Annotated in this window: 26 protein-coding genes; 11 read left to right on the forward strand and 15 right to left on the reverse strand. The window is 62.2% G+C overall.

All coding sequences use genetic code 11. From position 1 onward, the window contains the following. Positions 1-122: 122 nt before the first annotated feature. On the forward strand, positions 123-524 hold the full coding sequence (locus tag K2Y42_RS17445; protein WP_291154872.1) for a Rid family hydrolase: 402 nt from the start codon (positions 123-125) through the stop codon (positions 522-524). A 31-nt stretch (positions 525-555) separates the two neighbouring features. Here K2Y42_RS17445 and K2Y42_RS17450 read toward each other — a convergent pair whose 3' ends face one another. From K2Y42_RS17450 to K2Y42_RS17470, 5 genes are read right to left on the reverse strand one after another with little or no spacing between them, the layout of a single operon-like run. Then, complete coding sequence (locus K2Y42_RS17450; RefSeq protein ID WP_291154874.1) at positions 556-1,449, reverse strand: TatD family hydrolase; 894 nt, start codon at positions 1,447-1,449, stop codon at positions 556-558. A gap of 30 nt (positions 1,450-1,479) precedes the next feature. Continuing rightward, positions 1,480-2,367, reverse strand: coding sequence for an EboA domain-containing protein (locus K2Y42_RS17455; protein WP_291154877.1), 888 nt, complete (start codon positions 2,365-2,367; stop codon positions 1,480-1,482). 20 nt (positions 2,368-2,387) lie between these two features. Continuing rightward, positions 2,388-3,236: a UbiA family prenyltransferase gene (locus K2Y42_RS17460; protein ID WP_291154879.1), complete on the reverse strand. Its 849-nt coding sequence runs from the start codon at positions 3,234-3,236 to the stop codon at positions 2,388-2,390. Then, on the reverse strand, positions 3,233-4,432 hold the full coding sequence (gene eboE, locus K2Y42_RS17465) for a metabolite traffic protein EboE (protein WP_291154888.1): 1,200 nt from the start codon (positions 4,430-4,432) through the stop codon (positions 3,233-3,235). Before eboE ends, K2Y42_RS17460 begins: the two co-directional genes overlap by 4 nt. Further along, on the reverse strand, positions 4,433-5,644 hold the full coding sequence (locus tag K2Y42_RS17470; RefSeq protein ID WP_291154890.1) for a 3-dehydroquinate synthase: 1,212 nt from the start codon (positions 5,642-5,644) through the stop codon (positions 4,433-4,435). A 511-nt stretch (positions 5,645-6,155) separates the two neighbouring features. Between K2Y42_RS17470 and K2Y42_RS17475 the strand changes: the two genes are divergently transcribed. The 4 genes from K2Y42_RS17475 (at position 6,156) to idi (ending at position 10,091) form a co-directional block, all read left to right on the forward strand. Continuing rightward, positions 6,156-7,571, forward strand: coding sequence for a PQQ-dependent sugar dehydrogenase (locus tag K2Y42_RS17475; protein ID WP_291154891.1), 1,416 nt, complete (start codon positions 6,156-6,158; stop codon positions 7,569-7,571). Between the two features lie 105 nt (positions 7,572-7,676). After that, positions 7,677-8,141: a c-type cytochrome gene (locus K2Y42_RS17480; protein ID WP_291154892.1), complete on the forward strand. Its 465-nt coding sequence runs from the start codon at positions 7,677-7,679 to the stop codon at positions 8,139-8,141. Positions 8,142-8,167: 26 nt separating this feature from the next. Continuing rightward, complete coding sequence (locus K2Y42_RS17485) at positions 8,168-9,544, forward strand: nucleotide pyrophosphatase/phosphodiesterase family protein (RefSeq protein WP_291154893.1); 1,377 nt, start codon at positions 8,168-8,170, stop codon at positions 9,542-9,544. Between the two features lie 10 nt (positions 9,545-9,554). Then, positions 9,555-10,091, forward strand: a complete 537-nt coding sequence (gene idi, locus K2Y42_RS17490) for an isopentenyl-diphosphate Delta-isomerase (RefSeq protein WP_291154894.1) — start codon at positions 9,555-9,557, stop codon at positions 10,089-10,091. Positions 10,092-10,126: 35 nt separating this feature from the next. Here the strand turns inward: idi and K2Y42_RS17495 are convergent, their stop codons facing one another. From K2Y42_RS17495 to K2Y42_RS17535, 9 genes are all read right to left on the reverse strand, one after another. Then, positions 10,127-10,567: a GAF domain-containing protein gene (locus tag K2Y42_RS17495; protein WP_291154895.1), complete on the reverse strand. Its 441-nt coding sequence runs from the start codon at positions 10,565-10,567 to the stop codon at positions 10,127-10,129. A 357-nt stretch (positions 10,568-10,924) separates the two neighbouring features. After that, on the reverse strand, positions 10,925-11,263 hold the full coding sequence (locus K2Y42_RS17500; protein WP_291154897.1) for a VOC family protein: 339 nt from the start codon (positions 11,261-11,263) through the stop codon (positions 10,925-10,927). A gap of 230 nt (positions 11,264-11,493) precedes the next feature. Continuing rightward, complete coding sequence (locus K2Y42_RS17505) at positions 11,494-14,538, reverse strand: efflux RND transporter permease subunit (protein WP_291154901.1); 3,045 nt, start codon at positions 14,536-14,538, stop codon at positions 11,494-11,496. Then, positions 14,538-15,614 carry an efflux RND transporter periplasmic adaptor subunit gene (locus K2Y42_RS17510; RefSeq protein WP_291154903.1) on the reverse strand — a complete coding sequence of 359 codons (1,077 nt, stop codon included), beginning with the start codon at positions 15,612-15,614 and terminating at the stop codon, positions 14,538-14,540. Before K2Y42_RS17510 ends, K2Y42_RS17505 begins: the two co-directional genes overlap by 1 nt. A gap of 20 nt (positions 15,615-15,634) precedes the next feature. Then, positions 15,635-17,089 (reverse strand): GntP family permease, encoded by a 1,455-nt coding sequence (locus K2Y42_RS17515; RefSeq protein WP_291154905.1) that lies wholly within the window; start codon positions 17,087-17,089, stop codon positions 15,635-15,637. Between the two features lie 2 nt (positions 17,090-17,091). After that, on the reverse strand, positions 17,092-18,132 hold the full coding sequence (locus K2Y42_RS17520) for a patatin-like phospholipase family protein (protein WP_291154907.1): 1,041 nt from the start codon (positions 18,130-18,132) through the stop codon (positions 17,092-17,094). A 56-nt stretch (positions 18,133-18,188) separates the two neighbouring features. Next, the gene (locus tag K2Y42_RS17525) at positions 18,189-18,758 is read right to left on the reverse strand and encodes an HdeD family acid-resistance protein (RefSeq protein WP_291154909.1); all 570 of its coding nucleotides are present in this window, start codon (positions 18,756-18,758) and stop codon (positions 18,189-18,191) included. 133 nt (positions 18,759-18,891) lie between these two features. Further along, positions 18,892-19,209 (reverse strand): hypothetical protein, encoded by a 318-nt coding sequence (locus K2Y42_RS17530; RefSeq protein ID WP_291154911.1) that lies wholly within the window; start codon positions 19,207-19,209, stop codon positions 18,892-18,894. Positions 19,210-19,370: 161 nt separating this feature from the next. Then, positions 19,371-19,877, reverse strand: coding sequence for a YqhA family protein (locus tag K2Y42_RS17535; protein WP_291154913.1), 507 nt, complete (start codon positions 19,875-19,877; stop codon positions 19,371-19,373). Between the two features lie 543 nt (positions 19,878-20,420). Here K2Y42_RS17535 and K2Y42_RS17540 point away from each other — a divergent pair. From K2Y42_RS17540 to K2Y42_RS17565, 6 genes are all read left to right on the forward strand, one after another. After that, positions 20,421-21,611: an integrase arm-type DNA-binding domain-containing protein gene (locus tag K2Y42_RS17540; protein ID WP_291154915.1), complete on the forward strand. Its 1,191-nt coding sequence runs from the start codon at positions 20,421-20,423 to the stop codon at positions 21,609-21,611. 113 nt (positions 21,612-21,724) lie between these two features. Next, the gene (locus K2Y42_RS17545; RefSeq protein ID WP_291154917.1) at positions 21,725-22,222 is read left to right on the forward strand and encodes a hypothetical protein; all 498 of its coding nucleotides are present in this window, start codon (positions 21,725-21,727) and stop codon (positions 22,220-22,222) included. 133 nt (positions 22,223-22,355) lie between these two features. Next, the gene (locus K2Y42_RS17550) at positions 22,356-22,610 is read left to right on the forward strand and encodes an AlpA family phage regulatory protein (protein ID WP_291154920.1); all 255 of its coding nucleotides are present in this window, start codon (positions 22,356-22,358) and stop codon (positions 22,608-22,610) included. A 79-nt stretch (positions 22,611-22,689) separates the two neighbouring features. Then, positions 22,690-22,977 carry a hypothetical protein gene (locus K2Y42_RS17555; protein WP_291154922.1) on the forward strand — a complete coding sequence of 96 codons (288 nt, stop codon included), beginning with the start codon at positions 22,690-22,692 and terminating at the stop codon, positions 22,975-22,977. Between the two features lie 152 nt (positions 22,978-23,129). Then, a complete protein-coding gene (locus K2Y42_RS17560) occupies positions 23,130-24,032 on the forward strand; it encodes a replication initiation protein (RefSeq protein WP_291154924.1) in 903 nt (300 codons plus the stop codon). 865 nt (positions 24,033-24,897) lie between these two features. Next, on the forward strand, positions 24,898-25,119 hold the full coding sequence (locus tag K2Y42_RS17565) for a hypothetical protein (RefSeq protein WP_291154926.1): 222 nt from the start codon (positions 24,898-24,900) through the stop codon (positions 25,117-25,119). A 95-nt stretch (positions 25,120-25,214) separates the two neighbouring features. On the opposite strand, the gene K2Y42_RS17570 is transcribed toward K2Y42_RS17565, so the two are convergent. Continuing rightward, the gene (locus K2Y42_RS17570; protein WP_291154930.1) at positions 25,215-25,715 is read right to left on the reverse strand and encodes a hypothetical protein; all 501 of its coding nucleotides are present in this window, start codon (positions 25,713-25,715) and stop codon (positions 25,215-25,217) included. Between the last annotated feature and the right edge of the window lie 319 nt (positions 25,716-26,034).

Here is a 26,034-nt window from a genome sequence, read left to right on the forward strand (position 1 = left end):
TTCCGGCCGTCCCGTTTCACCCCATCGCCAAGCACGCCGTGCCCGTCGTCGAGACCTGGTACCGCTTTCGCGATGCGGCGAAGCTTTAGCGCAACGACAACCCACCTGAGGAGACAACAGGAATGCCGACGACACTTAATGCGGGACGCACCAACATTTCATCCGGCGGCGCCTATGAAGCCGTGTTCGGCTATTCGCGCGCCGTGCGCGCCGGGGACGATGTGCATGTCTCGGGCACGTGCGCGCCTGCCGGCCATGAAAAGAGTGATGCCTACACGCAGGCGCGCGCCGCGCTCGGCATAATCGAGAAGGCCCTGGGTGACGCGGGCGCCGGCCCGCAGCATGTCGTTCGCACGGTTGTCTATCTGCGCGACATCAACGATGCGGAAGACGTCGCGCGCGCGCACCTCGAGTCGTTCGACGCGGTTCGCCCCGCAAGCACGCTGGTGCAGGTGACCTCCATGCTGCGTCCCTGGCAGAAGGTTGAGATCGAGGCCTACGCGAAGCTTCCCTCCGAGGCATGACGCGGCCGCACGGCCGCCGTCACCAGCCCGGTCAGCTTTCGGACTGGTCGACGCGCGGCACCTGCCCGCCGCGAAGAACGGTGTTGCCCTGATACAGCGTGCGCTGGTCGATCGCGGCGGGAGCGAGCCAATCGGCTTCCGCCATCTGCCCGCTCTGGCCGTAAACGGCTAGGGCGTTGGCGTAGGTCACCTTGCGGATCGCGTCTTCCGATAGGCCGTGCTCCGCCATCAGCTTCGCGGTCTTGGGAACGGACAGCGGATCGGACACGCCCCAATCGCACGCCGAGTCGACGATCAGGCGCTCAGGGCCGAACGTCTTGACGAGCGCGACCATCCGCTCGGCGGTCATTTTCGAGTGGGGATAGATCGAGAAGGCTGCCCAGAAGCCGCGATCCCGCACCTCCTGAATGGTCTCCTCGTTGACATGGTCGATGACGACGCGCGACGGGTCGACCTTGTGCTCGATGATCACGTCCATGGAGCGCGAGGCGCCGCGCTTCTTGTCGCGATGAGGCGTGTGGATCATCACCGGCAGATCGAGATCGCGGGCCAGATCGAGCTGGAGGCGGAAATACTTGTCCTCGAGCGCGGTCTGCTCGTCGTAGCCGATCTCGCCAATGGCCACGACGCCCTCTTTCGTCGCAAATCCCGGCAGGATCTCCATCACGGCTTCGGCGAGGGGCTCGTTGTTGGCCTCTTTCGAGTTGAGACCGATACAGCAGTAGTGGCGCACGCCGAACTGTCCGGCGCGGAAGCGCTCGAAACCCAGGATGTGCGACAGGTAGTCGGCATAGCTGCCCGCGTTGGTGCGGGCTTGCCCGATCCAAAAGGCCGGCTCGATGACGGCGACGACGCCGGCTTTGGCCATGGCCTCATAGTCGTCGGTGGTGCGCGAGATCATATGGGCATGCGGGTCGATAAACATGGGTGACGCTCCGGCGGTCGGTTCGTGGCGCTAAACGATATCGTTCCAGGTGAGGTGTCCGTTGCCGATTGCAGCCGACAGGGCCGGCGTCGCAGCAAGGGCGGATCTGGCTTCGGGAAGGGGGCACTCGGAAAGCGCCAGAGCGGCGGCCTTGGCCTCCATGCCGACCCCATTCGCGAGCATGTTCGCCAGCTCGCCAACTTCCCTGGCGCCTGCGAAAGGCCCGACGCAGCGCCACAGCTCGTGCGAGACGGGCCGGCCGGCGGCGCGGCGTTCGCGCGCGTAGTCGAACAGCATAAGTGCGAGCTCCGGGTTGCGGCGCTCATCGAGCCCCTGGATCGGCGCAAGCGTGCTGCCGATGAACAGGGTCTTCACCACCATCTGGTTCCACTGGGCCTCGCTGAATTCCTCGCGCGGGAAGGGGTTGCGGTGCGCCACGGCCTCGAAGATCGGTTGCATGGCGGACCGCACGCCTTCCACGGCATGCGGCACCACGCGTTTGGCCGCCGGAAAAAGCGGGAGGCCGCGCAGAAGCGCGATCTGCTCACCGATTTCGGCGGAGACGAAAATGCGATCGAGCCCCGATGCAAACGCCGCCTCATCGCCCTTGAAGCTGGCAAGAACCAACAGGCTCCGTGCGGCCTGATCGACGCTCCAGCCTGTCGTGTCGAGGTCTTTGCGCGCGCGCCGCCCGTCCTCGCGTTCGGACGGGGTGAGATCGAGGTCGGCCTTTCCGACCTTGCGCGGCGCGAGGCCGACGGCGATCCCGAGCTGCTGGGCGCGCTCGCCGCAGGAAATGACCGCCACCTGCTGCTCGAGCCAGCCGAACGCCTCCGGCGAGAGGCGCGCCGAGAGCCAACCGAGAAGCAACGACTTTGCGGTCTCCGTTTGCGGCGATGCGGGCTTTGCGTTGGTCATGAGCGTGCTTCTCTCGCGTGTCATGTGCCAGGAACGATGCGCTGCAGGCCCAGAGTCAGGATAAAGAGACCGAGGCAGACGAGCGCAAGGTCCGCACGGCCATGGGCGGCCGCGACGACGGCATCCATCGCGGCGATACCCGCAATCAAGAGCCCGACGGCACGCTCGCGATCGCGCGCGATCCCGGTTCTGAGCCATGCGACGGCGAGCCCGATCACGAGAACTGAAACGCCTGCAAAGAAACAGGTCAATCCGGTCACCTGCCCCTGGAGCAGCGCAAGCACGGCCGGGCCAGCGAGGAGGAACGCAGGCCATGAGGTCGCCAGCGACCGGAAGGCGCCGCCTTTCGCCGCGCGCGTCAGGCCGGCCACATAGAGCAGCAGCGCAGCTGCGGCGGCGGCGACGGGAAGAGACAACGCCGCGCCTGCCGCGAGAGCCGTGCCAACGTAGACCAGCGCCCGGCAGCTCCCCATGATCAGAGGCGAGAGCGCGTTGCCCTTGTGCCAGGCGTCATAGACCAGCACCGCGGCTGCGAGCGCCAGCCCACCGAGCAGGCTCCGGACGCCGAACGTCGCCAGCAGCGCCACACCCAAAGCGAGCAGGCCGAAGCCGACAAGCCAAACCGTCGTCAGGCTGATCTCGCCGGACGGGATCGGCCGCTCGGGCCGCTCTCGCGCATCGATCTTCCGGTCGAACGCATCGTTGAGATACATGCCGCCCGTGTAGAGGGCCGACATCGCGATGAGGACCAGCGCAAGACCAGGGAGCGCCATGCCGCCCGCAAGAACGGAGGCGGCGAGCACGTTGCTCCACACGGTCGGAAGGTTGGACACGCGCGCGAGCCGCGCCATGACGCCGAGCCGGATCACGCGCCGAGCTCCGTACGGACCCACTGCAGTTCGCGCACGATATCGTCGCCGAGATCGCCGTTGCGCGTATCAGCCGGGAGCACGTTCCATGTGTAGGTTTCGACCTCGAGATGCGCCGACACCTCGCGCTCGCGGCACAGTGCCAGCGCCTCTCTGAGATTGCCCTGCGTCGAGCGCAAGTTTTCGAACCGCTCCTGGAACACGGGGACGTGGCAGTGGACCCGCCATTCGCCGCCCCCGCCGTCGCGTCTCAGCGCCGCCAGGGCCTCGGGCAGATCGGTGTATCGCGTGATCGCGCCATCGCGGCGCTCCACGGTCTGGTGGAGATAGACGCCGTCGTCGAAGCCGGACAGGACGGATGCAATCTCAGGCCCCGTGCACGCGATGCTCAGAGCGGAGCTGAGCTGAAGCTTGGGGATCTTGATGCCTGCGGCGCGCACGGCGTCGAGGGTCGCGCGCGTGTCCTCGAATTCGACCGCGGAATGGCAGACATCGAAGCAGAGCCCGAGATGACGGCGCAGCCCAGCCTCGGCGGACGCGGCGGTCGCGCCGGTCAACTGCGCAAACAGCGTGCGTGAGGCGGCAGAGAACAGGTGCTCCTCGAAGAACGCGATGGCCTCGGCGGTCGTCTCGATGAAGCAGGCCGGCTCCGGCTCGATGGCGAGCGCGATCGTGCGCCCCCTCTCGGTGGCGATGCCTTGCAGGTGGGCGGCGCAGCGAACGAGAGCCTCGACGATCACGTCGATGTCGCGCCGGCCCGTCACGTTGGCGCGGAAGGCGCCCGGCACGGTGCTGATGCTGCCTTCGAGGCCGACGGGGAGGATCTCGGCCAGGAGATCGGCCACGCAAATGGTGAAGGCCAGGCGCTCCGGCTCGCGCCAGTCGGGCGCATAGACCTGCTCTTTCACGGGCTGGCCATGGAAGGTGCCGTAGGGAAAGGCGTTGACGGTGAAGATGTAGAATCCCCCCGCCGCCAGAAACTCCTTCAGACGCGACAGCGCATCCGACGCCTGGAGCTCGAATGCCGCCCTGGCAGACAGGCGGAGGCCGACCCCCATGGGCCGGTCCGGCCAAATCCTCTGCTTTATGCTCGGGAGGAAGCGGTGCAGCGCGCGCTCGATTTCCGGCCAGCTCTCACCGGAATGAATGTTCGTGCAGTAGGTGAGGTGCGGCCGCCCCGGAAGTGAAAGCTGCATTCAAGCGTTCCCCTCCGAACGCAGCCAGTCCAGCGCCTCGGCAATCAGCCGGTCATCCATGGTGTGCACTTCGACGCCGACGCCCAACTCGCGCAGCAACGTGATGGTGAGCTCGCCGCCGAGATGCTCGCGGAACTCTTCGAGACCCTTGAGCAGAAGCCGTTTTCCGTCCTCGGCGCGCAGGTCGCAGGCGTCGTGCCAGAGCGCGAAGCCGAGCCGCCGCAGAAGGGCGCAAACCCTCAGCTCCTCGCCCGCAGGCAAGAGACCCGCGAGGACCGAGTAGCGGGTATCGAGCGCGATCCCGATGGCGACAGCTTCGCCGTGGCGGAGATCGTAACCAGACAGCACCTCGAGCTTGTGGGCGGCCCAGTGTCCGAAGTCGAGCGGACGCACGCTGCCGCGCTCGAACGGATCGCCGCCGTGCGCGATCTGGCGCATGTGAAGCAGGGCGCAGTGGCGGATGAGCTTTTCGAGCGGCTCGGACGCAAACAGCGCCAGGGCTTCGGCCTGCTCTTCGAGCCATTCGAAGAAGGCCCCGTCGCGGATCAGAGCCACCTTGACGGCTTCCGCCATGCCGGCCCGCTTTTCGCGGCCGGGCAGCACATCGATGAAGGCGGAGTCGTTGATCACGGCATGCGGTGGGACGAACGTGCCAAGCATGTTCTTCATGCCGAACGCGTTGATGCCGTTCTTCACGCCGACGCCTGAATCGTTCTGGGCGAGCACCGTCGTCGGAATGCGAATGTGGCGGATGCCGCGATGGGTCGTCGCCGCCGCGTATCCCACGAGATCGAGAACCGCACCGCCCCCGACGCAGGCCACATAAGAATGTCGATCGAGCCCGAGCTCAACGAACCTGCGCTGCAGATCCGCTACGAGCGCGGGATTGTTCTTGCACGCCTCTCCACCCTCGATGACTTCGACGGGACCGGCGAGCGTGATGCCCGCATGGGCGTCGACGTAGGCCGCGATCCGGCGCTTGAGATCCGGCATCTCGCGCAGCACGCCCTCATCGACAACGAATGCAATCAAATTGCGCGCGTTGACTGGATTTTCAGAGAGCAACTCATGGAGCGTCGCATTTCCGGCTGACAACACATCGCGCGTAAACGAAACGGGAAACTGATAGGCCACCTCGAAACGCTGCAAAAACACTCTCGCATCACACTTTGATTCAAGCGGCGGCAGCGCAAAACTTGTTTTTGTCGGCACGGCGTATCCTCGAGACGTCCTCGTTTCTTTATCTCACACTCCGCAATTTGGGATGTTATCCCGTGCGAAATCGGGATTATTTCCCGGTGAATTGGTCTCTCCCAACTCCTCACAGAGGTGCAGACGGGATCTGTTCTGCTCCAAATGACGATGTCTGGCAACCTTGGCGAACACAGCTTTTACGCGCCGCTCGGGCGCCGCGACGCCCTCTCCTCAGGGCGCGAAATTCGAAACAATGCCATTTGGGATATTTTCCCTGAATATATTGCCTACTTTTCACGGCTAAACGCGCGTGCAAATTCCCGGTTATCTTAAATTTCCTCGTATTCAAATTATGTTGATTGACGCTTCGCCAGAACTCGTTGCTCTATTGCCGCCGTTCACTACTCTGAAAAACGCCTTCAATCGACGTTTTGGCTCCGAATTCTTTGCACTACGCAAAAAACAATCTGCCGTCGCGCAAATTGCTCAGTGCCGAAACTAAATATAAATGGGAGAACGCCAAGTGCGAATGCGATACATACTGTCCGCTTCGATAGCGGCGGCTGGCTTTCTCGCGATGGGATCATCGATCTCCGTCGCGCAGGAAGTGCCGAAGACCGCCGACCAAGTCGCGCGTCCTGGTGGCAAGCTGCCGGGAGATCCGAAAATTGCGCTCGTCAAGGTCGCCGAAGGCTTCCTTGATCCGGTCGGCGTAGCCTCCGCACGCGATGGCACCGGCCGCATTTTCGTCGTCGAGCGCCAGGGCAAGATCAAGGTCGTCACGAAGGACGGCAAGATCAACGAGAAGCCGTTCCTCGACCTCACGAAGAACAGCCCGCTCGGCAGCGAAGTTCAGACGGGCTTCGTGGAGCAGGGCCTCTGGGCCGTAGCTTTCCACCCTGAATTCAAGAAGAACGGCTACTTCTACGTCAGCTACGCATCGCTGCCGTTCAACGGCGCGCATATCATTGCGCGTTACACGGTCGATCCGGCCAGCCCCGACGTCGTCTCGGTGGAGCATGCCAACAAGACCGTCAAGGTCATCATGAACATCCCGCAGCCCTACTACAATCACTACGGCGGCGGCATCCAGTTCGGCCCGGATGGCTACCTCTACATCGGCAAGGGCGACGCCGGCTGGGAAGGCGACCCGCTCGACGCGGGCCAGAGCAAGAACATGCTCTGGGGCAAGATGCTCCGCATCGACGTCAACACGCCCGACAAGGTCGGATACGCCATTCCGGATACGAACCCTTGGGCAGGCGCCTATCAGGATCGCATGATGACCCTGTTCGGCATCACCGAAGAGGGCTTCTCGAAGATCCACATGGGCGCACGCGGCGAGATCTGGGCTTACGGCCTGCGTAACCCCTACTCCTTCCACTTCAACAAGAAGACGGGAGACCTGTTCATTGCTGACGTCGGCCAGAACCATCTCGAGGAAATCGACTGGCAGCCGGCATCCAGCAAGGGCGGTGAGAACTACGGCTGGAAGCACAACATGGGCACGAATTGCCACCCGATGACGGGCAAGGACGACAAGTGCCCGCAGGTCGGCGTGCTGCCGGTCAGCCAGTATCCGCATCAGGAACCCTATCCGGGCGCCGAGAAGCTGAAGGATGGCTGGGGCTGCTCGGTTCAGGGCCTCGGCGTTGCCAACTACGACGGCATGGACGGCGTGTTCCTGACCGGCGACTGGTGCTCGGGCCGCATCTTCGGCACCGGCTGGGATGGCAGCAAGTGGCAGATGCAGGAACTCGCGCAGACGGCGCTCCAGTTCACGGCGGGTAACACCGACGAGGACGGCACCGTGCTGGCAGTCAACTGCAACTGCTTCTACCTCGACGACAAGGGTGCCGCGGCCAACCCGCCGGGCGCTCTCTGGAAGGTCGTCGCTGCCGACAAGGTTCCTGCTGGAGCCGAGGTCGCCAAGACGAAGAAGTAATGGACGCATCCATTACCTAGACGGAAAACTGGAAGGCCCTAGCACCCCCGCGTGCCAGGGCCTTCCGCCTGCTCTTGACCTCAAATTCGGGCGAGTGACCGACACATGACTATCCGCGCACTTAAGACCCAGGCCGTCGCTTTGGCTGCCGCCTTGCTTCTTGTTGCCCCGCTGGCCACGCCGTCGCTGGCCGATGTCGAGTTCAAGCATGCGCTCGACGACTCCGTGCTGGACCTGGCGCCGATCAAGGGCGAAGAAATTACCGATGCCGTGAAGTCGTTCTACAAGGATGGCGTCAATCCCTACTCCGGCAATGCCGAGGCGATCGCTGCCGGCAAAACCCTCTACGAGGACAACTGCCAGGCCTGCCATCTCGAAGACGGCCGCGGCGGCATGGGCCCGAGCCTCATCGACGACATCTACGTCAACGCGCGCGCGAACACGGATGTCGGCATGTTCGAGATCATCCACTCCGGCGCATCGGGTGCCATGCGCTCGTTTTCGGAGCGCGGCCTGAAGCAGGACGAGATGCTGAAAATCATCGCCTACATTCATACGCTCAAGAAGTAAGCGGCGCTTCGGAGGTCTGACTGGCGATGCACGCAACCATCGTCATCAACATTGTGGGTTTGACCCCCGCGCTGATCGGCCCGCACACGCCAAATCTCTCGCGCTTCGCCGCGAGCGGATGCCTGCGTCCGCTGGAGACCGTCACGCCCGCCGTGACGTGCTCGGCGCAGGCCACCTTTCTCACCGGCCTGCCGCCGAGTGGGCACGGCATCGTGGGCAACGGCTGGTTGTTCCGCGATCTCATGGACATCTGGCTGTGGCGGCAATCTAACAAGCTCATATCCGGCGAACGCGTCTGGGAGGCCGCAAAGAAACGCGACCCCGCCTTCACGTGCGCCAACCTCTTCTGGTGGTATGCGATGGCGGCCTCGACCGACATCGCCGTCACGCCGCGCCCGATCTACAAAGCTGACGGGCGCAAGCTTCCGGACTGCTATTCGGATCCGCCGGAGCTGCGCGGCGAGCTGACGCGCAAGCTCGGCACGTTTCCGCTGTTTCATTTCTGGGGGCCTGCAACCTCGATCGCATCGAGCCAATGGATCGCGGAGGCGGCCGAGCACGTGCTCGAGACGCGCGCGCCAACCTTGACGCTCGTCTATCTCCCCCATCTAGATTACGGGCTTCAGCGGCTCGGGCCGGACCATCCCGAGATCGGCCGCGATCTCGCGGAGATCGATCGCGTCGCAGGACGGCTGATCGAGCGGGCTCAAGCGCTTGGCCGCCGCGTCATCGTGCTCTCAGAGTACGGCATCGTTCCCGTGACGAGGCCGGTGCATATCAATCGCGCGCTTCGCGAAGCGGGCCTGCTGGCCGTGCGGGAAGAAGACGGCGGAGAGATTCTCGATATCCCGGTATCGCGCGCCTTTGCCCTCGCCGATCACCAGATCGCGCACATTTACGTCCGCGATCCCTCCGATCTGCCGGCCGTTCGCGCCTGCATCGAGAAGCTCGACGGTATCGCGCATGTGCTCGATCGGGCGGAGCAATCCGGCTGGGGGCTGGATCACGACCGATCGGGCGAGCTCGTCGCGTTGTCGGAGGTCGATTCCTGGTTCACCTACTACTATTGGCTCGACGACGCCCGCGCGCCGGACTTTGCGCGCACCGTCGAGATTCACCGTAAGCCCGGCTACGATCCGGTCGAGCTGTTTCTGGATCCGAAGATCCGGTGGCCGAAGCTTGCACTCGCCTGGCGGCTCATCAAAAAGAAGCTTGGCTTCCGCACGCTCATGAACGTCATCCCGCTCGATGCGTCGCTGGTCAAGGGATCGCACGGCCGTACCGGCCTTCCGCCTGAGCACGGGCCCGTGTTCCTGTCGTCGGAACCTCATCTCGTGTCGCAGGGCGATGTCGAGGCGCGAGACGTGAAATCGCTGATCCTGTCTCACGTCTTCGATCCATAAGGACCTGCGCGTGAAAAACGACGACGAATATCTGATCCTGGTCGACGCGGAGGATCGCGAAACCGGCATCGCCGAAAAGCTCGATGCGCACCGCGCCGGGGCGCTGCATCGCGCGTTCTCGATCATCATCTGGGACAACCACGGGCGCATGCTGCTGCAGAAGCGCGCCGCCACGAAGTATCACTCAGGCGGTCTCTGGACCAACGCCTGCTGCGGCCATCCGAGACCCGGCGAAGCGGTCGAGGCGGCGGCCTTGCGCCGCCTCGACGAGGAAATGGGCATCAGCTGCGCGCTTCAGGCCCTCGGCACCCTCACCTACCACGCCGCGTTCGACAACGGGCTCACCGAGCACGAAATCGTGCACGTCTACAGCGGCGTGTTCGAAGGCGCGATAGCGCCCGAACCCAGCGAAGCCGACGGCTTTCAGTGGTGCGCTCTTGCCGACGTGCAGCGCGACGCGGCGGCGATGCCGGAGCGCTACAGCGTGTGGTTCCGCAAGTATCTCGACGCGGAGTGGCCGCTGTTCCTCGCGCCCGCCGGCACCTGAGCCGTCGAGGCAACAGGCGCGCCTCCTCTATCCGGTCAGCCTGACGCGGGCGCACTGCCGCGCTGGCTCGCGATCTCGCGCCCTGCCGCGATCAGGCGGGCGATCTCTTCATCCGAAAACACACGCTCGGTTCGGTTCGCGACACCCAGCGCGCCGATGATCTCGTCGCCGCGAAAGATCGGCACGACGACCGCACCCGCCATCGCCGTTGCGCGGGCACCGGGGCGAACATCGCCGCTATCGTCGGTTTGAATGTTGCAGGCGTTGACCGCCTGGCCGCGCTCCACCGCGAGGCCCGCCATGCCTTTGCCGACGGGGATGGTGCGGATGATCGCGAGCACGTGGTCGGGCATCCCGGCGCTCGATGCGGCGAGATGCAGAAGTCCGTCCGCGCCGCGATAGTGGATCGTGCCGCTGTCTGCGCCGAACTCGCCAATGATGCGCGCGAGCGCGTCCTGATCGTTTCCGTTCGTCATGTCTTCTCCTGCCGCGCGCTGAATGAGCGGCGCGCCTCCGCTGCCGATGTCGGCCGGAATTGTATTCTTGCTGCCTCGCGCATGCACGCGCATACGCGAGGGAAGCGCGCGATCTAGGAACATTCCCTGACGCGCGTCGCAGCAGCCGCTATTCGCGCGGTGCTTACGGCAGATCGAAGCGCTGCTTTCCGGGAATACTTCCCGAAGTGTTTGAAGCGCTCTACTCGCTCGTCACCGCAGGGACTCTCCAACTGGTGCGCGCGAAAAACGATGAGCGCGGATCAGTCAATGGAGCGGGAAATTTCCAGATGCCTTGGGCTTCGGTGATCGCTCCGGAAACCACTCGATGCCGCGCGCTTAGTCCCGTGCGACCCAGACCGCCAGCTCATTGCCGCCAGGTTCGCGGAAATGAAACCTCCGCCCGCCGGGGAAATCGAACTGCGGCTTGGTGATCACTCCGCCGGCAGCCCGCACGCGTTGCTCCGCGCCGTCGAGGTCTGCTGTCCGGATGACCGCAAGGGGTGCCGCAACCCGTTCGGGCGACTGGTCGATGCCGCCATCGATCCCCGCCCCGTCAAGCGCATCGTAGCTCGGGCCGTAGCTGATGATGCCCCATCCAAACGCGGCCTGGAAAAACTCGCTCGACCGCGCGCGGTCGGCGCTCGGAAATTCGATGTAGTCGATCTTGTCGGCCATTCCTGGTCCTCGTTCTTGATGTGGCGCGCTCTTCGGTATGCGAGGAGCCACCGCTACGCGGCGTCTTGCCGGATGACTTCGCACATGTCCCTTCCCCGTTTCGCCAGCTTCCGTGCTGCATTGCCGCAGTATAGGATGTTCTCTCCTGGCAATGGAAATCATGAGCACAGGCCGCGCAGGTGGGGCTTTAGACGTTCAGGCTCCAAACGCGCGCGTGGGGAGTGGCACTGTCACACGTGGCCATTTGCGTTGCGCCACGTGAACCACGCGACGTAGGCGGCAGGGAGGAACACCAGCGTCAGGAGCGTGGCGACGAGAAGCCCTCCCATGATCGCGAACGCCATTGGCCCCCAGAACACTGTCGGCGCGATCGGGATCATGCCGAGAACCGTCGAGATTGCGGTCAGCATGATGGGGCGGAAGCGGGTCGAGCTCGCGTCAATCGCCGCGGTTGCGACATCCTTGCCTTGAGCTCGCTCGGATTCAATCTGGCCGATCAGGATGACCGCGTTCTTGGTGATCATGCCGAGCAGCGCAAGGATGCCGAGAATGGCTACAAACCCCAGCGGCCGGCCCGATATCAGCAAAGCGCCGACGACGCCAATCAATCCAAGCGGGCCGATGGTGAGTACGAGGCCTAGCCTCTGGAAGCTTCGCAGTTCCACCATCAGCACGCTCAGCATAATGAGCAGCATCAAGGGAACCACAGCGATGACGGAAGCCTGGGACTTCCCGCTCTCCTCCACCGTGCCGCCTTCGGTGATGGCATAGCGCGCAGGCAGGTCCGTCCGCAGCGCATCGATGCTCGGAGCAATACCGTTCACCACGGTCTCCGGCAGCACATCTCCCGAGACGTTGGCCTGCACGGTGAGCGTTGGGACGCGATTGCGCCGCCAAACCACGGGCTGATCCTGCGCGTACTCGAAGGAGGCGAATTGCCCCAGCGGAACAGTCCGCCCGTTCGGGAGCGGGACTTGGATGCTGCGCAGCGTCGCAAGCGACACCCGCTGTTCGTCAGTGGCGCGTAGTATGACGTCGACGAGATAGATGTCGTCTCGAACTTGCGTGAGCGCGTTGCCGGAGACAACCGTGTTGAGCACGGACGCCAACGTTTCGGAGCTCAAGCCGAGCTGGCGCGCCTCGTCCTGGTCGACGACAATACGGATCTCGCGCGTCGGCTCGATCCAGTCGAAATTGACATGTTCAGCCTGCGGGTCGGCTGCAACGACGCCCGCCAGCTTGAGCGCGATGTCCCGAACCACCGAAACATCAGGTCCACTGACGCGGTACTGTAGCGGCCACCCGACGGGCGGTCCGAGCTCCAGCGGAGAGACGCGGCCTACGACATTGGGAGAGTCATTCGATAGAAGCTTTTCAAGCTTTTCGCGCAATCGCTCCCGCGCCGGAACGTCCTTCGCGACGACAACGGCCTGTGCAAAGAAATCGTTGGGAAGCTGCACGTCGAGCGGCAGGTAGAACCGAATCGCGCCTCGACCGACATAGGTGCTCCATCGTGCGACGTCCTTGTCTCCGCGAAGTGCTGCATCGAGGCGTTCGACAGCGTCCTGGGTCGCGAAGATCGATGAGTTTTGCGGCAGGCGCAGGTCCACGAGAAGCTCCGGGCGGTCAGAGGACGGGAAGAACTGGCTCGGGATCAGCGGCAGCGCGAGCACCGACGCCGCGAAAACGGCCAGCGTCGTGGTGATCGTCAGGCCTTTCGCCTTGACTGCGCGCGTGAGAAGCCCGCGATACGTTTCGAGGACTTTGCTCGGCTTGTCCGTGGCGGACTGCTCAGGCGGCCGAAGGATCAGGGCGCACAGGAGAGGCGCAAAAATCACCGCAACGACCCACGAAACCAAAAGGGCAATGCTCACGACCGCGAACAGCGAGAAGGTATATTCTCCGGCAGAACTGGCGGCGAAGCCGACGGGAACGAAGCCTGCAATCGTAACGAGAGTGCCGGCAAGCATCGGGAACGCATAAGTGCGGAACGCGAATGCCGAAGCGTCCTCCTTGCTGTCGCCGGCCGCAAGGCGTGTCAGCGTGGCATCCGTCATCGTCATGGCGTCATCTACAAGAAGCGCGAGAGCAATGATGAGGGCGCCGAGAGAAATGCGCTGCATGTCGATACCGGCGAGTTCCATGACGGCGAACACAATGGCGAGCGTCAACGGAATAGAGATCGCGATGATGAGACCGGCGCGAACGCCAAGGCTGATGAAGCTGACCACCAGGATGATGGCCACCGCCTGCCAGAGCGACGACATGAACTCCGATATCGCACTTTCGACGGTCACGGCCTGATCAGCCACAAGGCGCGGCTCGATGCCGAGGGGCAGATCCGCTTTGAGCCGGTCCATCGCCAGCGTGATGTTCTTGCCAAGTGTAAGGATGTCACCGCCATCGCGCATCGCCACAGCGAGTCCGATTGCCGGCCTGCCATCGACGCGGAACATCGGCTGCGGAGGATCCGAGAGGCCGCGGCGAACGCGCGCGATATCGCTCAAGCGCAGCATCCTGTCGCCAACGGCGAAGTTGACGTTGAGAACGTCCTGTTCCGAGGCAAAGGCGCCCGACACTCTGAGCGACAGCGTTTCGTCGCCGGTTTCTATCGTGCCGCCCGGCCGCACGATGTTCTGAGATTGAAGTGCGCGAACAAGCGATCCTCTGTCGATCCCGAGCGTCGCCAACTCCTGAACCGAGAATTCGACGAATATCTTCTCGTCCTGAGCGCCGAGAATTTCGATCTTCGACACGTCGGCCACTTGAAGCAGCTCGGAGCGAACCGTCTCGACGTAGTCACGTAGTTCGCGATGAGCAAATCCATCCGCGGTGAAGCCATAGATGATGCCGAACGTATCGCCGAAATTGTCATTGAAGCCCGGGCCAACGATCCCCATCGGCAACGTGTGACGCATGTCGGCAACGTTGCGGCGCACCTCATCCCAGATCTCTCGCACCTCACGCGCCGTCGTATCTCCACGGAGGTTGACGAAAATCGTCGCAACGCCGGCCTTGGTATAGCTGCGCAGGAAGTCGAGCTGCTCAGTCTCCTGCAGCGTGCGCTCAAGCCGTTCCGTCACCTGATTGAGAGTGTCCTCGATCGTTGCTCCGGGCCACGCGGACTGAACAACCATTGTCTTGACGACGAACGTCGGATCTTCTGCGCGTCCGAGCCGCTTGTAGGAGAAAACGCCGGCCAGAACCGCGGTGATCATCAAATAGATGACCAGCGACCGGTTGTTCAGCGCCCATCGGGAAAGATTGAAGGCCATCAGGGAGACGCTCCGAGAATGCGGACTTTTTGTCCGGGATGGAGCGCTTGAATACCCGCGGTCACGATGAGATCGCCCGCGTCGAGGCCTTCGGAAATATGAACGCTGGCGGGGTCGAACCGCGCGACCTGCACATTGCGCAGCGAGACGCTGAGATCCGCAGGGTTGACGACCCACACGGCGGGCTGCCGGTCGGTCTTCATAAGTGCGCTGGCGGGTATTTCGATCGCCGCTGTCGTTTCCAACTCGACCTGTCCGTTCACCGTCGCGCCTAGCCGCATGGCGGCCGGCGGATCAATCAGTCCGACCTTCACCTCGAAAGTCCGCGTCGTCGGGTCGGCTTGCGGGGAGACGGTTCGGACCCTGCCGACGGCCTTGATGTTCGGATCCTCGGCGAGCCGGACCTCGATCTTTGCATCCGCCGGAACAGACCTCAGCATCTGTGCGGAAACGTCAAAGACGCCATCGCGACCGCCTTCGCGCGCAAGCCGAACGATCACTTGTCCCGCTTGCACGACCTCGTGCGGCTCGGCGCCCGTCCCCGTGACGACGCCGGGCGCGTCGACCACAAGTTCCGTGAAACTGACGTGATCTTCCGCGGCCTTGAGCTGCGCCTCGGCCGAGTCGAGTTGGGCCTCGGCCGTTGCCCGCGCCTTTTCTGCTTCGTCGAACTGCGCTCGCGTGGTCCATCCCTGGTCCAGGAGCGTTTCCTGGCGCACGAAGCGGTTGTTCGCCTGGGTGACGGCCGCCCGGGCGGCCGCCACGTTCGCTTGCGCGGAGCGCAGAGCGTTCATCTCGTTTTGCGGCTCGAGCCGCGCGATGACCTGCCCTGCCTCGACCCGGTCGCCGATGCCAACCGAGCGTTCGACCATGCGGCCTGAGATCCGAAACCCCAGGGACGCTTCGTTCGCCGCTTCGATCCGCCCCGTCAGGACGAGTGGCTTCGTGCCGACGCTTTTCTCAACGGTTGCCGTTCGAACCGGACGTGGAACAGCCGTTGGTTCGGGGTTCTCGCTGCACGCCGTCAGGATGATCGACAATGCCGGGACAATAGTGACAATCGCTGCTCTTAGCATCTTACCGACGCTCCCCAACCTCAGAACGATCCGAATAGAGACCCGAGGACGATGACGGCGACGAGCGCAATCATCGCGCCAAAAATGCAGACCACCACGATGTCCCGATAGCTCTCGCGATGGGTGGACCCGCACACCGCAAGCAACGAGACAACCGCGCCGTTGTGCGGAAGACTGTCGAGGGTGCCAGCTCCGATCACGGCCACGCGGTGAAGAAGGTCTGGGTGGATTCCTTGCGCGGCGGCCAGCCCCATATACGTCTGCCCAAGCGCATCGAGCGCAATCGTAAGGCCTCCTGACGCCGAGCCCGTCAGCGCAGCGAGCACATTGGTTGCGACCGTCAGCGAAACCAGCACGCCGCCGCCGATCGAAAGGACCCAGTCGCGCACGAGCGCGAAAGCGGGCAGCGCGGCAACAACCGCACCGAACCCGACCAGGCTTGCAACGCTGAGTGCTGGCAACACGGACGCATTTGCACCCGCGTCCATGCTCGTCCGCAGATTCGGCAGTCGGTCACGATGGAGCAGAACGAGAACCAGCGTTGCGGTGGCGAGCGCCACTGCGACAGACCACACGCCTCCGACGGCCTGGATGGATGTTCCGCCCCATCGCTCCTCCTTGAGGAAATCGAAATTGAGCGACGGCAGAACGAACAGAGCCATCAGAAGATTTACGAACACGACGACGACCAGCGGAAGCGCCGCCGCCCAGATCGGTGGCAGCGTCGTCGCATGCTGGCCATGACCTATCTCAGCGGGATCGAACTCCCTGGCTGCGGTTGCGCGCTCCCGGATGAATTCGTCGTCGGCAACGCTTTCAATGCCGCCGCTGACGGACGCGCCGAAACCCTCTCCGTTCGCCTTCGCCTTTGCCTCCTCGCGCTGCAGCCACCAAAGGCCAAAGCCGAGCATGATCAGCGCGGCAATCACGCCGAGCCCGGGGGCGGCAAACGGCGTCGTGCCAAAAAATGGCATGGGAATCGCATTTTGGATTGCAGGTGTCCCTGGCAGCGCCGACATGGTGAAGGTCGACGTCCCGAGCGCGATTGCGGCGGGTATCAGACGACGCGGAATATTGGCCGACCGAAACAGCTCGATCGCCATCGGCGCCAGGACGAAGAAGGCGACGAAGAGGCTGACGCCGCCATAGGTCACCGCAGCGCCGGCGAGAATGACCGCGAAGATCGCCCGGCTTGGCCCAAGCGTCTCTGTCATGTATTGGGCAATCGCTTTCACGGAACCGCTGTCGTCCATGAGCTTGCCGAACAGCGCGCCGAGAAGAAACAACGGGAAGAACTGCGCCAGAAATTGCGCGGCATTACCCATGAACGTCTGCGTCCAATGAGCGAGTAACGGCTCACGCGCGAACGCGGATGCGATAAGTGCGGCGGCCGGCGCCAGCAGCAAAATGCTCCAGCCCCGATAGGCGAGCGAGATCAGGAACGCCAAGGCAATGATGATCCCGAGCAACCCCATGGCTAGACCTGCTCAAGCAACGTATCGAGATTGATGGACGACACTCGTCCGAGATCGCCCCCGTGCGTGCGGAGGAAGTCATCGGCAGATCGTCGGCCCTCGGTGTGCAGCATCTGGAGAAACGGCCACTCGGCATTGAGTTTCGACGAGTAGCCGAGATCGATCATGGTCGGATTGCGAACGGCGTGGACACGCATCTCGGCCCACAAAGCGCCCTCCGATTTCCCCGCGTCCGCGACTTGCCGCAGCAGCGCGATCATCTTCAGTTCTTTCAAGGTCACCGCGTTGAAGGCGATCTCGTTGATCCTGTCGAGAATCTCCCGCGCCGAACGCGGCGTTCCGGGACGCTCGATCGGGTTGATGGGTACGAGGATCGTGTCGCGTGACGCGCACTCGAGCACCAGCGGCATGATGCTGGGATTTCCGGAATAGCCACCGTCCCAGTATGCGTCGCCTTCAATCTCAATCGCCTGAAAGAGTTGCGGCAGGCAGGCGGACGCAAGAAGCACGTCCGGCGATGTTTCCGCGTTTCGGAAGACGCGTCCGCGTCCGGTCCGAACGTTGGTGGTGTTCACAAACAGCTTGATCGATGCGTTGGCGAGACGCTCGAAGTTGATGCACTCCGCAAGAACATCACGCAGCGGATTGAACCCGCCCGGGTTCAAATCGTACGGCGACATGAGCCGCGCTGCGAGATCCATGGCGACGAACGCTGGAGAATTATCGAGCGTCCAACGCCCGAGCATGATGTCGAGAGGGCCACGCTGAAACGGGCTGAAGCGCGCCGCGTCTGAGACTTTGCGCCAGAACCGTTCCAAAGCAGCCCGCGCTCCATCGGCGCCTCCATCAGCGTATCCATCGACGAGGACAGCCGCATTCATGGCCCCAGCCGACGTACCGGAGATTCCGTCTATCTGGAGCGTCTCTTCCTCGAGAAACCGGTCGAGAACGCCCCAGGTAAAGGCGCCGTGCGCGCCGCCGCCCTGCAAGGCGAAATCGACAAGAAGCGGTTCGCCTTGGTCCTTTGCGCGCGCACTTGGCATCAATAGCTCCTGAGTGTCATTGCAGCCGTAAGCAGCCAGGCTCGAGCGCCTGGGCTCTAGGGCTCCACGGCCTGCGGGTCGCGATGGAGCTGCCATCCGAGCGCGATCCACCATACGCCGTGGACCAGGAGGTCAATGCCGACCAGCGTACCGAGCACCCAGATGCCGCTGACGGGCCATTTCGACAGGATCACGAAGCCTGCGAGAACGCCGACGATGCCCGAAAAAAGAAGAAGCGGCCCGAACCACTGCCAGTACTGGAAGGATTGAAAAATCCGCACGACACCGGAGGCGATGAGGGCGATGGCAAATACGAACGTGAGGATGAGCGATGCGGCCAGCGGATCGGCAATGAGGGCAGCGCCACCGATGCCGTAACAGATGCCGATCAAAAGACGCAGCGCGAACCCGCGCCAATGGGGTGCGGAAAACGCGTGAATGACCTCCGACACGCCAGCAAACAGTAGGACGAACCCGATCACGATTGCGCTGATCACCGTCGCGAGCGCTACGTCCCCGAGAACAAAAAGGGCAGCGGCGATGAATGCGACGCCGAGCAGGATGGCGCCCCACCAGCTTGTCGTTGCTAGGCTAGGGCTCGTCTGGGAAAATGTTTTGTCGATCATACCAATGTCCTTTCACAATCGGAGTCGGACGGGCGTGCGGCACACGTCGTCGTTGCCGGAATGGGTGTCCGGGTGGACTTTCGAGTGCCGCAATCGCCAAGTGCCAATCAGTCAGGAGAAATCAAAGAGAACGTCATTTCTGTTCTGCAGCGGGACCGCGCATTTCCGGAACCTTGCCACTCACGGTGCCCGTAGCCGGAAGCTTGCCTGGCTCATCGCCCATCCTGAGCCGGGAGGAGTCGCCCGTGCCGGTGCTCGAGCCCGAGGCAGCATCGCCCGTGCTCGGCCCGGTCATGTCAGGCGTTGCGTTACGCATTGTGTTGCTTGCGGGGAGTTTCCCCTGGTCGCCCATCACTTTGGGCGGACCTTTAGGCTCGGGTCGCTCTTCAGCGAACGCAGAAAGTGACGCGACCCCAAGTGCTGCAATGGAAATTGCTATGGCAAATTTCATTTGTCGGACTCCTCAGCGATTTACCTCTCAGCGCCAAGCGTCCCCCGTATGCTGACTATAGGCTCATTTTTCTCACCTGGAAAGAACTGCAGCGACACGAAAACAAGGTGGGTTAACCGAAGCGAACCGAAAAGGCTTCAAAGCGCGCAACCTGGCTGCAGCTATTCGCTCTTGTCGCGAGGCGCCTCGTGCGACCGGTGCATCGATCCGCTGAACACGAGGAAAAGTGTCAGCGCTGCAATCATCAAGGCGACGGCGATCCCCAATCCAAGAAGATCGAGTTCACCGGCGCGCGCGACAGCCTCCTTGGCGAAGAGAACGGCGAGCACCGCGACGATGACGCTGACGAGATTGTTCTTCAGGTCTTCAAGGTTGCGGATGACGAGCCAGGCAGGCAGTGGAAGCGTGCGGTCAATGAACAGCACGAACAAGCCCGCGCTTATGATGTAGCCGACGATGGCAATGAGGAACACGTCGATGGCAGACAGCAGGCCGACTGCGAACAGCCTCCCGCCCTCCGACGAAACAGTGGCCTCCTGGATCGTGGCAACGATCACAGAGGCAACCACGGCCATCTCATAGAGTACGAGCGCCACGGACCCGGCATAGATGCTGATCACGACGACGAGAACGATGTATTGGGTCGAGGCTAGTATCCGACGCAACATAGTTCCATTCCTCGGCTGAAGTCTGCCACGGCTGGCACCGCATCGAGAGATCGAACTGCAGCTTAAATCATATCATCGCGACAGGTATCGCGCTGCCCAATCAGCCCTAACGACGTTTGAGTAGCGCCATTTGAAATGTTGCTGAGGATGACCGCTTTAAAATGAAGCGGCCTTAGACCCGCTGATGCTGACGTCACTGTTGACCCGAAGCGAAAAATGAGCGTTTTGGCGTTCAATCTCTGGCGTGCTCCACAACATACGCCGTAAACGTTATAGCTAATTGATATTATTGGTGCGGACGAAGCCACGCGACGTTGCCGTCTCAGGATTTTAAGTCCTGAAATCTAGGAACACTTGGAGAACCATGCCCACACGTCTAAATCCTAATAAGTTTCGTATTTTCAATGTGTCTGTTGAAGATGCTCTCACATAGACTCACTTCAAACCACCGCCATTTTGCTACCCCAGTGCTACCCCAGAATAGGTTCTGCTACCCCGGTGCCCGTGTGCCGTCTGTATAGCGCCTTCTTTGGAGAAGCCGTCATGTCAGAAGCAGGACTGTCCGATCTCGCCATCCGCAAGATCAAGCCTGACCCCAAACGGAGAACTGAAATCTGGGACGCCCGGCTCCCGGGTTTCGGCGTGCGCGTGTTCCCCTCGGGCGTGAAATCATTTGTCCTGGTCTATCGACATCTCGGGCGACCGCGCCGCATGACGCTTGGGCGTTACCCGGTGACGGGATTGGCCGAAGCACGGGGCAAGGCGCTCGATGCGTTGAAGCTCATTGATGCGGGCACCGATCCGCAAGCCGACGCTGATACGGATGATGCCGCCGACCGCTACACATTTGAACAGGCGGTGCGCTCTTTCGTGAAGCTTCATTGCGAACGGCACAACCGGCCCGTCACGGCACGCGACACCGAGCGCATTCTCAACAACCAGTTCGTCTCGCGTTGGGCCAAGCGCGATATCCGCGAAATCACCAAGACGGATATCCTCAAGGTGCTCGATCACATTGTCGAGGAAGGTCTCCCGAGCGCCGCCAACCATGCGCTCTCGGCAATCCGCAAGTTTTTCAATTGGTGCGTCGAGCGGGGCATGCTGGCAACCAGCCCTTGCCTCGGAATCAAAAAGCCCGCGCCGAACAACGCACGCGAGCGCGTCCTTGATATCGGCGAGATGGCGGCGGTGTGGAACGGCGCTGAGCTTGTAGGGTATCCGTTCGGCCAAATCGTCAAATTGCTGATGTTGACTGCGCAGCGCCGCAACGAGGTTGCCAGCATTCAGCGGAGCCAGATCGACTTCGATGCCAATACATGGACGCTCCCTGCGGAGCTGACCAAGAATGGCCGCCAGCATGTCTTGCCGTTAGCCCCTCAAGCTGCGTCGCTGTTGCAGACCCTTCCCCAGTTCACGAGCGACTATGTGTTCCCGGCACGCGGGGAGAATCCTGTCTTCGCGCATTTCTCCCGGGGGAAATTAAAGCTCGATGCCCTGGCAGGTGTGAAGGACTGGACGCTGCACGATCTCAGGCGGTCGGTCGCAACCCATCTCGCCAAGCTTGGTGTCGCGCCTCACGTCATCGAGCGCATCCTGAACCACGTCTCTGGCACGTTTGGCGGCGTGGCCGGCGTGTACAATCGCTTCCAGTACCTCGATGAGATGCGCAATGCGCTCGCGATGTGGGAAACGCATCTGGCGGAAGCGATAAGAAAGGCCGGCTTACAGCGGTAAGCTGGTCTTGATACGGCGTCGGGCAACGAGCGTTGTAAAAGAGCTGCTCAAAACCTTTACATCGCCGCCTGTGCGTGCGATGTGATTCCGATCCGTTCCGCGAGCGAGAGCCCATGGCAAACCGCAAGAAATCTGCCGCTCAGTCGATCCCGGACTCAGCCCCGGAGTTCTATGACCCGCTCGCGCACATGCGGGCACTGATTGGCGCTGAACCCGACAATGCCCCTGTTGAAACATCTCCTGCATTTCACGAAGCCGCACGGGCGCTTGACCGCATCGAGGTTAAACACGGCCTTCGCATTGCGGATCGGCTGAAGCTCCGCCAGGCATTGGCCACGCAGATGATGTTCAGGGTGGGAGAGCCGGAGCCGCCCGCCGAAGCGCCCGAACTCTGGACCGAGCGTGGCGGCAGAAAAGAGAACCCAGTTACCTTCATCAGGAGAGTCTATGCACCATGGCTCGGTAAAGGTTTGCAGCGCTCAGATTTGCATTCGCTCGACCGCCCGCTCTACGCGGCTCTGGCAGTTTGGCTGCACCGTTACCCTGAGACGGACTTCCCGGAGCTTCTGTCAGAAGCGCCTCGCCGGACCGGCACTGCCAGATTGAAATGATATTTTGAAATGTTTTATCTTGCGTGAACTTTACATAAGATGTAGTCTCCTTGGATCGGCACTGCCGAAGTTTTGCGTCTCCCCTACTCCCTGATCCCCCAATTGCGTGCCCCGCCGCGCAAGGAGCCCAGTCATGCCCGACGACAACCGGAAGGACCTATCTCCGCTTCATCATCTGCGCATCGTCACGCAGAAAGAACTGCGCATGTTGGTGCCCTACACGCCCCAGCACATCTCGCGGCTCGAAAAATCAGGCAAGTTTCCGCGGCGCATGCAGCTGGGCCAGAACAGGATCGGCTGGCGCCTGATGGACATAGAGGCCTGGGTCAACGCCCGGACGCCCAAGCAGCTCTACGTCGCCGATCCAGAACAGCGCGACGCCATCTGAAACTATCTCACGGTCTCATTGAAGGGCGCGGTGGTAACGCCGCGCTCATCATGCCCGCGTGTCCTGTCGAGGGTCCTTCATGCCCAGATACTACGAAGAGGCCGCTCATCTGCTGCTGCTGATTATCAGACGCGGTGTCGTGGTCAGCGGCGGCGTCGACCATCACCGGATTGTGCGCGGCATCGCAATCGAGCTTGAGCACATCCTCTCAGCGCGGCCGTCTCACGCCGATGCTGCCATATTGCTTTTGGACAAGCTCAGCGGAAGTTGCCTGGCCTCGTTCGAGATGACCGAGCGCACGCGTCTTGTCGCTCTGGTCGGCACGGCAATCGGTAATCTGATGACAATGACGAAGCCCCGTCCCTGAAAGGTGAGAGATTGGGCGGTGCTGGAGTCGCGTCCCGGATTCCGTGGCTTTGCGCGATCCCAAAAGTGAGAAACTGGGCGGCGGCGGGTGAGATTCCGGAAATGTGAATTCACTTGTTGACTGCCTCACCGTTCGACAGGCACGCTTGGTCTGTGAGCATACGGACGACCGACACGAATAACGACACTGCCTTAGAGGGGACGAGCTACAAGCCGCCGAGCAAACTGCTTGCGACCGATATGAAGGTCACGGGGCAGCCGCTCGATCCCACCCATATGGGGCGCATCATCAAGCCCCGCGAGCTGGTCGATATCATTGAGCTGACGCCGCTCAACCGCAGCGAAACCATCCTCTACAATCAGCTGCTCGCCAATGCCTGGAACAACATCCGCACATCGCCCGTGCACAAGGTGCTGAAAGCAAGCCTGCGCGGCACCCACGAAAGCAATGACCGACTCGAAGACGCCTTCGACAAGCTGATGGGTGCATGGGCCAAGATCCGCGCCCGCGACCCGCAGACCAACGAGATGGCAACGTTCCGCGTCCACCTTCTCGGGACGAACAAGGAAGAGGACCGGGACGACGGATACTTCTATTACACCTTCCCGCCCGACTTGCTGGCCGTCATACAGCAGAGCAAGGCCTGGGCGACGATCAAGTCCCACATCATGTACGCGCTGCGCTCCAAGTACTCGATCCGCCTCTACGAGATGGTCGAACGTCGCATCGGCCTGATGAAGCAGCACGAGGAGTTCACGGTCGACGAATTCCGGGCCATGCTCGGCGTGCCCGAAGGCAAGCTCGAACGCTTCGCCGACTTCAACAAGCACTGCCTCAAGCCAGCCCTGGAAGAGGTCAACCACCTCACCGATTTCGTCGTGCAGGTCATGGCCATCAAGAAGGGCCGTGCCGTCGAAAAGCTGCACATGAGCTGGTTCAAGAAGTCACCCTCCGAGCTGCGGGCCGCGCACGACGAGCGCGAGAAGAGCCGCATTGGCCGGAGCGCCCGGTGGAACGGGTCCGTCGAACTCATCCGCTTCGATGAAGAGTCATAAGCTTACGCCCAATTTCTCACCTTTGGACTCAGAGCCTGCTTTGGGGGCTCTGCGCCGCCCCTTCTTTCACCGCAGTCCGCCCGCATTCTCACTTGTGCCGCCCAGTTCCTCACGCGACTCCGCCCAATTTCTCACCTATCCCGCCCATTTCCTCACATTTCGCTCGGTAAGCCTCAGATCCAATGCGCAAATTCGGCCCCTGAATCTGAATCTTGAATCTTGAATATAAAGAATGGCGCGAGGCACCGCCCAAAAGTGAGACCAGTCAGCGGTTCGCATAGGCTCACCGTCAATGGCGTGGACGCTCTGCGGCCACAAGTCTTGGTCCCCTCACCCTGCGCTCGCGCATACGCGCTCACTTCGCCGCACCTCATGGCAATGGAATCCGCTCACGCGGATAAGCAATGTAAGGCTGGAGAGTGGTTGGTTTCAGAACACTATGACAATCGCTCGCGCCAATGGTGAGGCCGCTAAGGGGGCTTGGCGGGTGGGAGCGTGTGTGAACCAGTCATCGAAGGGGCGGGCACCGGACTCGTGGATAGGCCCTCAGCGCCAATAGGGCCACGTCTGGTGTGGTTGAAAGACCGCGGCCCCTACCCTGCCTCCACACGATCCCGGACCGCATGAGCGTCGATCTCACGGCGATGCATTTTACAGGTGCTCCGTGTCGCCGCCCAATCTCTCACCTTTGAGGTCTGGTCAGGCCGATCCAGAAATTTGCTTTTCTTGCAGCGGTTGATCTACGGTCGCGGCGAATGACGACACGCTTCACTGCCACGAACGATCGCGCCCGGTGCCGCGCCGCATCCAGTTTCGCGTTCGTCGAAGACTGCCCGCCCGACGGCTACAGCCCTAAGCTCTGCCGATGACCAACGATCCTGTTCTGATCGCCTATGCCGCCAAACGCGTGGGCCGCAGCAAGAAGGCATCCTGGACGCGCATCGGCCGGGCTTATCCGCATGATGCGGGCGCGGGTCTCACCGTTATTCTCGACGCGGTACCGGCCGACGGGCGCATCATCCTGCTTGAACGCGATGACGCCGACGACGAGCGTATTCTGCGCGAGGCTGCGCGAGCCCTGAAGTGAGACGCCGCCCCGATTCTCACCGTTACGGACGCACGTCCTGACACAACTGCGCAAATCCACATTTGGGGCATTGTGTACCAGGTCCGGCTCTCGTCTCAGATGATCCGAAGCTGAGGACGCACCCTCAGCCTAAATGGTTCGGGCTCCTGCCAACGCCCGTATAGCCAGTAGCTTTCCATCAGAAGTTTGCCTGTGGCTGAATCCCGCCAGATGACCGCGGGTCCGCGCTTTCGGTGCAGCACGCCCCTCACCTTGTAGATCTCGCTCGTTACGACCAAGGTCAGAGCGTTCTTACGGATGCTCGCGGGTCCTTCCCTGCGGTGCGGCCGGCCCCTCACCCAATATTCTTCGGCCAGGATTTCGCCTGTCGCGGCATCGCGCTTGATCAGCGCGGGTCCGTCGATCCGGTGCCTGCAGTCATCCTGCCAGTACTCTTCACGACAAACCGCACCTGTGTGCTTGTCCCTGCCAATGAATGCCGGGCCGTCGATGCGGTGCAGCTTGCCGTTCAGACGGAATTCTTCGACGTCGATCAACGGACGGTCTGAAGAATTGTCGTTCCGGGCCTTCTGGCCGATGACGCCAAGGTCAAGCATGGGATGTTCTCGAGCTGCGGAAGTCAAAGTCCTATCCCTCAGCAAGGACGCAAATTTGGCAGGCGACCAATGCCGCTTCTGAACTCACCAAAAACCATGCGCTGCGCCGGACGGTATCGGGCCGCCATCGCGACAAGGACCTAGCCGCCCCTCCAGTCGCGGCTCAAGGCCAAGACGAGCGGCGCTATCGCGCCGGCCTTGACCGCGCCCTTCGCGGCGTCTTGAGCGGTCCTCGCGACGGACGGCTTCTCTAATTGAGCCTGTCAACGGGGACGTGCGATGACTTTCTCGTCGCTTCGCTCCTGTTCACCAAGGGAAT

This window comes from Hyphomicrobium sp. (assembly GCF_019744875.1).
Lineage (GTDB): Bacteria > Pseudomonadota > Alphaproteobacteria > Rhizobiales > Hyphomicrobiaceae > Hyphomicrobium_C.

Coding starts and splice junctions, on each gene's coding strand:
- K2Y42_RS17445 (WP_291154872.1), top strand. CDS start 123: ATGCCGACGACACTTAATGCGGGACGCACCAACATTTCATCCGGCGGC.
- K2Y42_RS17450 (WP_291154874.1), bottom strand. CDS start 1,449: ATGTTTATCGACCCGCATGCCCATATGATCTCGCGCACCACCGACGAC.
- K2Y42_RS17455 (WP_291154877.1), bottom strand. CDS start 2,367: ATGACCAACGCAAAGCCCGCATCGCCGCAAACGGAGACCGCAAAGTCG.
- eboE (WP_291154888.1), bottom strand. CDS start 4,432: ATGCAGCTTTCACTTCCGGGGCGGCCGCACCTCACCTACTGCACGAAC.
- K2Y42_RS17475 (WP_291154891.1), top strand. CDS start 6,156: ATGCGATACATACTGTCCGCTTCGATAGCGGCGGCTGGCTTTCTCGCG.
- K2Y42_RS17480 (WP_291154892.1), top strand. CDS start 7,677: ATGACTATCCGCGCACTTAAGACCCAGGCCGTCGCTTTGGCTGCCGCC.
- K2Y42_RS17485 (WP_291154893.1), top strand. CDS start 8,168: ATGCACGCAACCATCGTCATCAACATTGTGGGTTTGACCCCCGCGCTG.
- K2Y42_RS17495 (WP_291154895.1), bottom strand. CDS start 10,567: ATGACGAACGGAAACGATCAGGACGCGCTCGCGCGCATCATTGGCGAG.
- K2Y42_RS17500 (WP_291154897.1), bottom strand. CDS start 11,263: ATGGCCGACAAGATCGACTACATCGAATTTCCGAGCGCCGACCGCGCG.
- K2Y42_RS17505 (WP_291154901.1), bottom strand. CDS start 14,538: ATGGCCTTCAATCTTTCCCGATGGGCGCTGAACAACCGGTCGCTGGTC.
- K2Y42_RS17510 (WP_291154903.1), bottom strand. CDS start 15,614: ATGCTAAGAGCAGCGATTGTCACTATTGTCCCGGCATTGTCGATCATC.
- K2Y42_RS17515 (WP_291154905.1), bottom strand. CDS start 17,089: ATGGGGTTGCTCGGGATCATCATTGCCTTGGCGTTCCTGATCTCGCTC.
- K2Y42_RS17520 (WP_291154907.1), bottom strand. CDS start 18,132: ATGCCAAGTGCGCGCGCAAAGGACCAAGGCGAACCGCTTCTTGTCGAT.
- K2Y42_RS17525 (WP_291154909.1), bottom strand. CDS start 18,758: ATGATCGACAAAACATTTTCCCAGACGAGCCCTAGCCTAGCAACGACA.
- K2Y42_RS17530 (WP_291154911.1), bottom strand. CDS start 19,209: ATGAAATTTGCCATAGCAATTTCCATTGCAGCACTTGGGGTCGCGTCA.
- K2Y42_RS17535 (WP_291154913.1), bottom strand. CDS start 19,877: ATGTTGCGTCGGATACTAGCCTCGACCCAATACATCGTTCTCGTCGTC.
- K2Y42_RS17540 (WP_291154915.1), top strand. CDS start 20,421: ATGTCAGAAGCAGGACTGTCCGATCTCGCCATCCGCAAGATCAAGCCT.
- K2Y42_RS17545 (WP_291154917.1), top strand. CDS start 21,725: ATGGCAAACCGCAAGAAATCTGCCGCTCAGTCGATCCCGGACTCAGCC.
- K2Y42_RS17550 (WP_291154920.1), top strand. CDS start 22,356: ATGCCCGACGACAACCGGAAGGACCTATCTCCGCTTCATCATCTGCGC.
- K2Y42_RS17555 (WP_291154922.1), top strand. CDS start 22,690: ATGCCCAGATACTACGAAGAGGCCGCTCATCTGCTGCTGCTGATTATC.
- K2Y42_RS17565 (WP_291154926.1), top strand. CDS start 24,898: ATGACCAACGATCCTGTTCTGATCGCCTATGCCGCCAAACGCGTGGGC.
- K2Y42_RS17570 (WP_291154930.1), bottom strand. CDS start 25,715: ATGCTTGACCTTGGCGTCATCGGCCAGAAGGCCCGGAACGACAATTCT.